Source organism: Deltaproteobacteria bacterium (genome assembly GCA_016234845.1).
GTDB lineage: Bacteria > Desulfobacterota > Deferrimicrobia > Deferrimicrobiales > Deferrimicrobiaceae > JACRNP01.
Window position 1 is genome coordinate 1 of record JACRNP010000132.1, and the last position, 10,155, is coordinate 10,155.

The 10,155-nt window shown below is 68.7% G+C and carries 10 protein-coding genes; 9 read left to right on the forward strand and 1 reads right to left on the reverse strand.

Features of this window, described 5'->3' with window-relative positions; translation table 11 throughout:
- On the reverse strand, positions 1–1,702 hold a 1,702-nt coding region (locus HZB86_09390; protein MBI5905743.1), incomplete at its 3' end, for a glutamine--tRNA ligase/YqeY domain fusion protein.
- Between the two features lie 88 nt (positions 1,703–1,790).
- Here HZB86_09390 and HZB86_09395 point away from each other — a divergent pair.
- The 9 genes from HZB86_09395 to HZB86_09435 form a co-directional block, all read left to right on the forward strand.
- Positions 1,791–2,726 (forward strand): hypothetical protein, encoded by a 936-nt coding sequence (locus HZB86_09395; protein MBI5905744.1) that lies wholly within the window; start codon positions 1,791–1,793, stop codon positions 2,724–2,726.
- 14 nt (positions 2,727–2,740) lie between these two features.
- Positions 2,741–4,978, forward strand: a complete 2,238-nt coding sequence (gspD, locus tag HZB86_09400) for a type II secretion system secretin GspD (protein ID MBI5905745.1) — start codon at positions 2,741–2,743, stop codon at positions 4,976–4,978.
- On the forward strand, positions 4,975–6,507 hold the full coding sequence (gspE, locus tag HZB86_09405) for a type II secretion system ATPase GspE (protein MBI5905746.1): 1,533 nt from the start codon (positions 4,975–4,977) through the stop codon (positions 6,505–6,507). Before gspD ends, gspE begins: the two co-directional genes overlap by 4 nt.
- Before the next feature lie 6 nt (positions 6,508–6,513).
- The gene (gspF, locus tag HZB86_09410; GenBank protein ID MBI5905747.1) at positions 6,514–7,719 is read left to right on the forward strand and encodes a type II secretion system inner membrane protein GspF; all 1,206 of its coding nucleotides are present in this window, start codon (positions 6,514–6,516) and stop codon (positions 7,717–7,719) included.
- Positions 7,720–7,743: 24 nt separating this feature from the next.
- Entirely contained in the window at positions 7,744–8,184 is a 441-nt protein-coding gene (gene gspG, locus HZB86_09415; protein ID MBI5905748.1) for a type II secretion system major pseudopilin GspG, read from the forward strand.
- Positions 8,185–8,408: 224 nt separating this feature from the next.
- The gene (locus tag HZB86_09420; GenBank protein MBI5905749.1) at positions 8,409–8,909 is read left to right on the forward strand and encodes a prepilin-type N-terminal cleavage/methylation domain-containing protein; all 501 of its coding nucleotides are present in this window, start codon (positions 8,409–8,411) and stop codon (positions 8,907–8,909) included.
- A complete protein-coding gene (locus HZB86_09425; protein ID MBI5905750.1) occupies positions 8,902–9,285 on the forward strand; it encodes a prepilin-type N-terminal cleavage/methylation domain-containing protein in 384 nt (127 codons plus the stop codon). The genes HZB86_09420 and HZB86_09425 overlap by 8 nt, the downstream gene beginning before the upstream one ends.
- Positions 9,282–9,956 (forward strand): prepilin-type N-terminal cleavage/methylation domain-containing protein, encoded by a 675-nt coding sequence (locus tag HZB86_09430; GenBank protein ID MBI5905751.1) that lies wholly within the window; start codon positions 9,282–9,284, stop codon positions 9,954–9,956. Before HZB86_09425 ends, HZB86_09430 begins: the two co-directional genes overlap by 4 nt.
- Positions 9,953–10,155 (forward strand): hypothetical protein (locus HZB86_09435; GenBank protein MBI5905752.1); only part of this gene is annotated, 203 nt, incomplete at its 3' end. The genes HZB86_09430 and HZB86_09435, both read left to right, overlap by 4 nt.

Here is a 10,155-nt window from a genome sequence, read left to right on the forward strand (position 1 = left end):
CGGGGCGGTACTTGTCCTTGAGGCCGACGATCCGGTTGAAGACCGGCGCGCCGGGCCTCGAGTCGATCTCATCGGCCATGAAGTAGCCGTGGCGGACGAACTGGAACCGGTCGCCCGGTTTCGCTTCGGACAGTCCCGGCTCGAACAGGCAACCCGGCAACGTCACAGCCGACTCCGGGTTGATGTACTCCTCGAACGTCCTCCCCTCCTCCACGTTCTCGGGATCCGGTACGGTACAGAGGCGGTCGTAGAGGCGAACCTCCCCCTTGAAGGCGTGCGCGGCGGAAACCCACTGGATCGCCGTCGTCTTCTTCCTCGGCCCGCCCGCCGGGGCGCCCTTCGAGCCCGGGTCGTACGAGCAGCGAAGCTCCGACACGTCGCCGGTCGAACGGTCCTTCACGACCTCGTCGCACTTCATGTAATAGCCGTTCATCAGCCGCGCCTCCCCGCCCGGCCGGAGGCGTCTCCAGTCGGCGGGGGGATCCTCGCTGAAGTCGGTCCGCTCGATGAACAGGTCGCGCGCGAGCGGCACCTTCCGGGACCCTTCCTTGCCGATGTCCCGCGGCCAGAACGGGGCGTCGAGCCACTCCACCTTTTCCGCCGGCCAGTTGGAGAGCGTCACCTTCAGCGGGCGCAGGACCGCCATCGCGCGGGGCGCCCGCGCGTTCAGGTCGTCCCGGATCGCGTCCTCCAGCAGCTCCATGCTCACCCGGCTGTTCGTCTTGTCCACGCCGATCCGCGCAGCGAAGAGGCGGATCCCGTCGGGCGTGTAGCCGCGGCGCCGCATGCCGGCGATGGTCGGCATCCGCGGGTCGTCCCATCCGGAGACGCGCTTCTCCTCCACCAGGCGGAGCAGCTTCCGCTTGCTCATGACCGTGTAGTCGAGGTTCAAACGCGCGAACTCGTACTGCCGGGGGCGCGGTTCCGGGAACAGGTTGTCGACCAGCCAGTCGTAGATCGCGCGGTTGTTCTCGAACTCGAGCGTGCAGATCGAGTGGGTGATGTTCTCGATCGCGTCGGAGAGCGGGTGGGCGAAATCGTACATGGGGTAGATGCACCAGGCATCGCCCCGGCGGTAGTGCGTCGCATGCCGGATCCGGTACAGGAGGGGGTCGCGCATCTTCATGTTGCGCGCGGCCATGTCGATCTTCGCCCGCAGGACGTGCGCACCGTCCGGGAACTCCCCCGCGCGCATCCGGGCGAACAGGTCGAGGTTCTCGTCCGCGGAGCGTACCCGGTACGGGCTTTCCACCCCCGGCATGGTGATCGTGCCCCTCCCCCTGCGGATCTCCTCCTCGCTCTGGCTGTCGACGTACGCCTTCCCGTCCCGGATCAGCCGGACCGCCAGTTCATGGAGCCGTTCGTAGTAATCCGAGGCGTAGAACAGCCTGTCCCCCCAGTCGAAGCCGAGCCAGCGGACGTCCCGCAGGATCGACTCGACGTACTTCATGTCCTCCGTTTCGGGGTTGGTATCGTCCATCCGCATGTGGCATACGCCCCCGAACTCCCGGGCGATGCCGAAATTCAGGCAGATGGACTTGGCGTGCCCGATGTGCAGGTATCCGTTCGGTTCGGGGGGGAACCGGGTGGCCACCCTGCCGCCGTAGGCGCCGGACAGGGTGTCTCTGCGGACGATCTCTCTCAGGAAATCGAGGGCTTCCCTGCTATCGGGCCCCCGGGAATTGGGTGTTCCGTTCGACATGGCGGACTTTCATGATTACCATGGAGTCCCCGGGCTGTCAAAATGCCCGGGGGCGCGCTGTTGACGGATTCAACGCATTGCGTCCAAAATGAATGGTTATAACCTGTTCCACGGGGGCCGGATGCGGAAACCGCTCTACCTGGCGATCATCGGCGGCTCGATCGCGGTGTGCGCGGTCGCACTCGGCATTTCGCTTACAAGGTATCTTTCCCTGCGGGCCTGGTCTCCGAATGCCGTCCCGCGGATCGCGGCGGCCTCCCAGGGGCCGCAGGCGGCGGTGCTCCCCCCGGAGCAATGGAGGAACCTCTTCGCGCCTTCCCAGGGTATGAAGCTTCCCTCCCGGCTCGCCAGCGTCGTCCCGGGCGCGGCTCCCGGCGCCCCTCGCACCAACTACGTTCTTCTCGGGACGATCTTTTCGCCGAACGCGGCGACGCGCAGGGCGGTCCTCTGGACGGACGGCATGAAGGAACCGCGGCTGGTGAAGGAAAAGGACGAGGTGGAACCGGGGGCGTTCCTGGCATCGGTCGAGCGCGACAAGGTGTGGATCGCGCGGGGGAAGGACCGGGAAAAGCTGGAACTCCTCCCCGTCGGCAGCCGCGCGCGCTCCTCGCCGTCCCCTCCCGGGACGGCGCAGACCGTTCCCGCCCCATCGGCGTCGGTATCCGGGGGACCCCCCGGCGACATCCGGGTCACGAGGATCGGCGACAACCGGTTCTCGATCGACGAGGGGGGCGTGGCGCAGCTCACCACCAACTTCAGCCAGTTCATGACCCAGATCCGACTCGTGCCGTACTTCGAGGGGAACCGGGCGGCCGGGTATCGGATCGCCGCGATCCGGCCCGGGACGACGTTCGACCGGCTCGGCTTCCAGGGGGGCGACGTGCTGCAGCAGGTGAACGGGCTCGACCTCGGCTCCCCGGAAAAGATGTACACCATTTTCCAGAACCTCAAGGACGAGAAGAAGGTGGCCGTGAACATCCTGAGGCAGGGACAGAAGAGCACCCTGACGTACGAAATCCGATGAACAGGGAGACCCCGATGCGAATACCGGCCCTTCTGGCCGCCGCGTGCCTTCTCCTGGCGATCGCCGCGCACGCGGCCGACCCGCCCCCCCCGGCGGCGGCTCCACCCCCGGCCTCGGCGCCTGTCCCGCCCCCGGCGCCACCCCCGGCCGAAGCGCCACCCCCGGCCGAAGCGGCACCCCCGGCCGAAGCAGCACCCCCGGCGCCCGCCCCTCCACCGCCGGCGCCCGCGACGGCTCCTCCCGGGGCGGCCGAGGGACAAGGGAAACGCGATGCGGGAGGAAAGCCCGACGCCCCGCCCGCCAAGGAAGCGCGCCCCCCGGTCTACCTTTCGATGGACTTCACCGACGTGGACCTGCCGGTTCTCGTCAAGTTCATGAGCGAGCAGACGAAGAAGAATTTCATCTTCGACGAACGGGTCCAGGGGAAGATCACCATCATCTCCCCGAGGAAGGTGACCCTGGACGAGGCGTACAGCGTCTTCCTCTCGGTGCTCCAGGTGAAGGGGTTCACCACGGTCGAGCAGGGGAACACGATCAAGATCATTCTCGCCCGGGAGGCCCGGCAGGACACGATCCCCACCGGATCGTCGAAGGAGGCGCCGCCGGGGGCGGAGTTCATCACGCGGCTGGTGCCGCTGCAGTACGTGGACACCGCCGAGGTGGTGTCGATCATCACTCCGCTGGTCTCGAAGGACGGGATGGTCTCGGCGATCCCTTCGTCCAACACGCTTCTGCTGATCGATTCCCGCTCCAACATCGACCGCGTGCTGAAGATCCTCTCGGAGCTCGACGTCGAGGGAACCGCGGGGGGCCTCAAGGTGTTCCCTCTCGCCTATGCCAACGCGGCGGAGGCGGCGCGGACCATCGAATCGCTGTACCAGGAGACGCCGGGCGGACAGCCCGGGGCCAGGCCCCGGGCCAGGCGGTTCACCCGGCCCCGCGGCGTCCCGGTCAAGTTCCTCCCCGAGGCCCGGACGAACAGCCTGATCGTCCTGGCCTCCGCGGAGATCCTCGCGGACGTCGCCGACCTTCTCTCGAAGATCGACATCCCGGCGCCTTCCGGGGGGGGGAAGATCAGCGTGTACTACCTGGAGAATGCGGACGCCGAGGAGGTTTCCAAGGTCCTCGCCTCCCTCGCCGAGAAGCGTCCCGGCCAACCGGCCGCCCAGGCTCCGGCGGGAGCGCAGGCCCGGGACGCCCAGCCGACCGTGAAGAGCGTGCTCTCCGCCGATCTCGAAGGCGGCGTCAAGGTCACCCCGGACAAGGCCACCAATTCGCTCGTGATCGTCGCCTCCCCCAACGACCTCATCACCCTGACCGAAGTGATCAAGAAGCTCGACATCCGTCGCCGCCAGGTCTTCGTCGAGGCGGTCATCATGGAGATCTCCCTGGACAAGGGCCGCGACATCGGGACGGAATTCCGCGGCGCGGTGCAGACCGGGGACGGCGCGGCCATCACCGGGACGAACTTCGACTTCCAGGGGAACGTCAACAGCCTCCTGGGCGCCATCGCCGCCGGAAACCCGCTCATCTTTCCCGGATCCGGGCTGATCGCGGGCGGCATCGCCGGAAACGTCCGGCTTCCCGACGGCACGGAGATCCCCGCCGTCACCGCGGTCCTCCGGGCGGCGCAATCGCTCACCAACGTCAACATCCTCTCCTCCCCCCACCTGCTGACGCAGGACAACAAAGAGGCGGAGATCGTGGTCGGGGAGAACGTCCCGTTCATCACCAGCCAGTCGCGCGACTCGACGAACCTGGCCAACGTCATCAACACGATCGAGCGGAAGGACGTCGGGATCACGCTTCGGATCACGCCACACATCCACGAGAGCGAGTACGTGAGCCTGGACATCTTCCAGGAGTCCTCCGCGCTGAAGGACACCTCCCTCCTCGCGAACACCACGGTGGGGCCCACCACGACGAAGCGGTCCGCGAAGACCAGCGTGCTGGTGAAGAACGGCGACATGGTGATCCTCGGCGGGATGATGCAGGAGACGGCGCAGGACATCGAGCGCAAGGTGCCGCTGCTCGGGGACATCCCCCTGCTCGGCTACCTGTTCAAGTTCAAGAGCGTCTCGCGGAAGAAGACCAACCTGCTCATTATGCTGACGCCCCGCGTCATCCGGGAGCCCGGCGAGCTGGCGAAGCCGACGGCCGAGCAGCGGAAGCGGCTCGACGAGTTCGTTGCCGAGGGACGGCGGAACCTCGACCGTACGTTCACGCCGCCGGCGGGCAAGGAGAAGCCTTGACCGAACCGGCGGATTCGAATCGCGCGGCGGAGGACCCCGGGGCGTTTTCGCCCGAAGTGGGGCTGCTGGCGAAGATCCCGATCGGGTACGCCCGGAGGCACCTGGTCCTGCCGTGCCGCGCGCCCGGCGGGGAGGTCGTGCTCCTTGCGGGGAAGCCCGACTCCCGGGAAGCGGTCGACGAGATGCGGTTCCTGACCGGAGCGGTCCGCGTGGTGTCCGCCCCCGGCGACCGGGTGCTCCCGATGATCGACGCGGCGTACGAACGGGTGCACGCCCCCGAGCGCGACATCGAGGACGGGCTCTCCGGGGAGTGGGACGTCGACGTGAACGCCGCCATAGAGGAGACGCGCGACCTCCTCGAGTCGCCCGACGAGGCGCCCGTCATCCGCTTCGTCCACTCGGTCCTGTTCCGCGCCATCCGCGAACGGTCCAGCGACATCCACTTCGAGCCGTACGAGAAGGAGCTGGTCGTCCGCAACCGCGTGGACGGCATCCTCTACCCGATGGTCACCGCCCCCCGGAAGTGGCACGCTCCCGCGGTATCGCGCGTGAAGGTCATGGCGGGGCTCGACATCGCGGAGCGGCGCCTTCCGCAGGACGGTCGGATCCGGATACGGCTCGGGGGGCGGGAGATCGACATCCGCGTCTCCACCGTCCCCACCGCGTTCGGGGAACGGGCGGTGCTGCGCATCCTCGACCGTTCAACCTTTCTCGTGGGACTCTCCGACCTCGGACTCGACCCGGCCGACCACTCCGCGCTCGAGCGGGTCCTTTCCCGTTCGAGCGGAATCCTGCTCGTCACCGGCCCCACCGGCTCCGGGAAGACGACCACGCTGTACGCCGCGCTGCGCCGGCTCGACTCCGGGACCAAGAACATCATCACGATCGAGGACCCGGTGGAATACCAGATCCAGGGGATCGGGCAGATCCAGGTCAACCCGAAGATCCAGCTCACGTTCGCCAACGGCCTCCGGTCGATCCTCCGGCAGGACCCGGACATCATCATGGTCGGCGAGATCCGGGACCCCGAGACCGCGGAGATCGCGATCCAGGCGTCCCTCACCGGACACCTCGTCCTGTCCACGCTCCATACGAACGACTCCGCGAGCGCCGTCACCCGCCTGGTGGACATGGGGATCGAGCCGTTCCTCGTCGCGTCGTCGCTCTCCGCGGTCGTCGCGCAGCGGCTGGTCCGGCGCCTGTGTCCCGAGTGCAAGGTCCCATACCGCCCGGACGCCGCGGAAATCGCGAGCCTCGGCCTGTCCTCCGCGCCCTCCGGCCCCTGGTACCGGCCCGCGGGGTGCGGCAAATGCCTCCAGACCGGGTACGCCGGCCGAACGGGACTCTTCGAGATCCTCCCCGCGGACGAGAGCATCCGGTCGCTGATCCTCACCCGGTCGGACTCGGACGGGATCAAGTCGCACGCGGTTTCGCGCGGGATGCGGACGGTCCTGGCCGCGGGCGCGGAGAAGGTCGCGGCGGGGCTGACCTCCGTGGAGGAGGTCCTCCGCGTAACGCAGGAGGAGTAACCCTTCTTGCCGACGTACCGCTACAAAGGGGTCTCCCGCGACGGCGCGGACGCGAAGGGCGTGCTCGAGGCGGACACGCCGGCCCAGGCGCGGAAAAAGCTGCACGCGGAGGGGGTGTTCCCCCTCACGCTCGCCGAAGGGGCGGAAGGAAGAAAGGGATCCGTTTTCCCGTCCCTCCTCGGGCAGTCCGATTTCCTTCCGCTGCTCACCCGGCAGCTCGCGACGCTGGTGGGGGCGGGCGTGCCGCTCGTCGGGGCCCTTCAGTCGGTGGCATCCCAGATCGACGACCCGCAAAGCCGAAAGGTGCTCCTCGACGTGCAGGAGTCGGTCCGCGGCGGCGCGCCTCTGGCGCGCGCCGTGGAGGCGCACCCGTCGGTGTTCCCCGAGCTTTACGCGAGCATGGTGCGGGCCGGCGAGGAGAGCGGGACGCTCGGCCTCGCCCTCTCCCGTCTCGCGGACCACCTGGAGGAGCACGCACGCACGAGGAACCGGGTCCGGTCGGCGCTGGCCTACCCGCTCCTGATGGCGATCGTGGCCGCCCTCGTGGTGGTGTTCCTGCTCACGTTCGTGGTTCCGAAGATCGTGGGGATCTTCTCCCACCTCGGGCAGGCGCTCCCGCTGCCCACGCGCGTCCTGATCGCGGTGACCGACGCGCTCGCCGCCGGGTGGTGGGCGATCCTCCTTCTGGCCGGAGGGGCCACCCTGCTCGCGCGCAGGCGCCTGGCGACGGAGCGCGGAAAGCGATCCCTGGACGCCGTTCTGCTGAAGCTGCCGCTTTTGGGCCGCCTCGCGCACCTGTCCGCGCTTTCCCGGTTCGCCCGCACGCTCTCGACGCTGGTGTCGGGAGGGATCCCGGTGGACCGCGCGCTCCGGATCGTCGCCCCCGTGGTCGGCAACGTCGTGATGGGCGACTCGGTCGTCGCCGCGGCGGACCGGGTCGTGGAGGGCGCCACCCTGTCGGACGCCCTGCGCGCGCACCCGGAGATCCCCCAGACCCTGATCCAGATGGTGGCGGTCGGCGAGGAGAGCGGAACGCTGGGGAACATGCTGGACCGCGCGGCCGACGCGATGGACGAGGAGACGGAGGCGCGGCTGTCGCGGCTGCTCTCTCTCCTGGAGCCGGCGATCATCCTGGCCATGGGAACGGTGGTCGCGTTCATCGTGGTGTCCATTCTCTTGCCGCTGCTCGACATTTCCCGGATCGTCCGTTAGGATGCGCCGATGTATACGCAACGAATGCCGGGGGGCCGGCTCCGCAACCGGGCGGGGTTCACCCTGATCGAGATCATGGTCGTCATCGTCATCCTGGGGCTCCTCGCCGCCCTGGTGGTTCCGAAGCTCATCGGGAGAACCGAGGAGGCGAAGAAAACGCAGGCGCGGGTGCAGATCAAGCACATCGAGCAGGCGCTCGGGCTGTTCAAGCTGGACAACGGGTTCTTCCCCTCGACGGAGCAGGGGCTGGAAGCGCTCGTCCGCCTGCCCGACGCCGGGCGCGTCCCGAAGAATTACCGGAAGGGCGGATACCTGGACCGCGTGCCGAAAGACCCGTGGGGGAACGCGTACGTGTACGTCTCCCCCGGGACGCACGGGGATTACGACGTGAGCTCGTACGGCGCGGACAACGCGCCGGGCGGCGAAGGCGAGGATGCGGACATCCAATCGTGGGATGCGCAGTAGTGTGCCGTCTCACAAAAAGCTTGACGCACCGAGCGTCGATGCGCCGCACCAGCAAGGCGCGCAAGTGAAGGCGTACCGGGAGAGTACGTCGAACTTGTGCCCCACTCCCGGACGAAATACTCTCCCTGGGGTACCCCGGACAGCCGATGACATGTTCCTTGATCGGCATGCGGGGCACAACTCCGCTGGGGCGGATGCAGCGGCGCTCGAATGCCAAGGTATTTGTGAGACGGTGCACTGGTAGGGCCGGCTTCACGCTGGTCGAGCTGGCGGTCGTTCTTTTCGTGCTCGGGCTGGTCCTGTGGGTCGCCGCGCCCAGGCTGTCCCTCCTCGGGGAGCCGGGGCGGGACGCGGTCTTCCGCGACCTGTCCGCGGGGTCGGAGGCCGCGTACGACCTGGCTCTCTTCGGGAAGCGGGAGACGCGACTCGTGATCGACCCGTCGGCCGGAACCTACGAGTTCCGGGCGGCGGATCGGAGCGCGGAGGCGCCCGCCCCCCGGAAATTCGGCTCGAGGCTTTCGATCGCCGGGATCCGCGTGCGGGGAGAGGATCGCCCGCTCGACCTCCCCACCGAGATCCCGTTCGCGCCGGGAGGGGTCGTCCCGGCGGCCCGGATCTTCTTCCGCGACTTAGGGGAGGGGCCCGTCGGCCTGTGGACGCTGCGGCTTTCCCCGTTCGACGGGTCGATGAAGGTCCTCGAAGGGGCGGTGCGCGACGATGGATGACCGGAGACCGGGGCGCCCCGCCCGTCCGGTCCGCGGATTCACGCTGCTCGAAGTCCTCGTCTCCCTCGCCATCCTGTCGGGAACCCTGCTCCTCGCCTTCCGGATCGTGTCCGGGGCGATCTCGGCCGAGGAACGCTCGGAGCGGTGGACGTCGGCCTCCTTCCTCGCCGAATCGCTCGTGCGCGAGGCGACCGCCGGCTTTCCGGACACGGGGGAGACGGAGGGGAAGTTCTCCCCCCCGATGGACTCCTACTCCTGGAGGCGGACCGTACGGCCCGCGGTCCACGCGGACGCGCGCGAGGTCCACGTGACCGTCACCTGGACCTCCGGCCGGGACGCGGAGAAGGTCGCACTCTCCGGGGTGGCGGTGAAGTGACCCCCCCCTCGCGCTCACGGGGGTTCACCCTCGTCGAGATTCTGCTCTCGCTTTCGGTGTTGTCCGTCATCCTCCTGCTCCTGCTGTCCGCGTTCACGGGGGCGGGCAGGGCTCGCGACATCCTCTCCGCCCGGTCCCGCGAGTTCCGGCAGGTCCGGCTCGCGTTGGACCGGATCGGGACCGAGCTCCAGGGCGCGTTCGCCGCGGCGCACCGCGAGGACACCGCGCTCACCTGCCGGGAGGACCAGTTCTCCGGGAAGCCGGCCGCGACGCTGGTGTTCCTCTCCTTCCGGCTCCCGGAGGCCGGCGGAATCCGCCCCCCCGCCGACACCGTGAAGATCAAATATTTCCCGAGGATCGGGGCCGACGGCAGGTCGCTCGATCTGTACCGCGAGCAGTCGGATCTGCCCATGATCGAGAACCGGATCCCGTCCTCCGAGTCGCTTGTCGCGGAAGGGTTGCGGGGATTTCGGGTGGAGCTGTGGGACGGCGCCGCCTGGGTGCGGGAGTGGCCGCCCCCGGGCAAGCCGAAGACCGCCCTGCCGAAAAAGGCGGCCGTGACGATGATCGACGTCCGGGGGGAGACATTCCGCCGCGAGATCCCGATACCGCTCGCCGGCGTCGAGGGGACGGCGCTCCTCTCCGGCCGCCGCTCGCAGGGGAAGCCGTGAGGCGGCCGCCTTCCGACGAGCGCGGGATCGCCCTCCTGGTCACGCTTCTCGTGCTGGTGCTGGTGGTGGCCCTGTCGTACGAGATCTTCCGCCTCGGCGCCCGGTCCGCGCAGACGGGCGCGTACGGGAGGGATTCGATCCGGTGCACCCTGCTCGCGGAGGCAGGGGTCGGCGCGGCGCGGATCGTGCTCCGCCAGGA

Bases quoted from the DNA above. Each gene is read 5' to 3' on its own strand.
- HZB86_09395 (MBI5905744.1), top strand. From the start codon at position 1,791: ATGAATGGTTATAACCTGTTCCACGGGGGCCGGATGCGGAAACCGCTC.
- gspD (MBI5905745.1), top strand. From the start codon at position 2,741: ATGCGAATACCGGCCCTTCTGGCCGCCGCGTGCCTTCTCCTGGCGATC.
- gspG (MBI5905748.1), top strand. From the start codon at position 7,744: ATGCCGGGGGGCCGGCTCCGCAACCGGGCGGGGTTCACCCTGATCGAG.
- HZB86_09425 (MBI5905750.1), top strand. From the start codon at position 8,902: ATGGATGACCGGAGACCGGGGCGCCCCGCCCGTCCGGTCCGCGGATTC.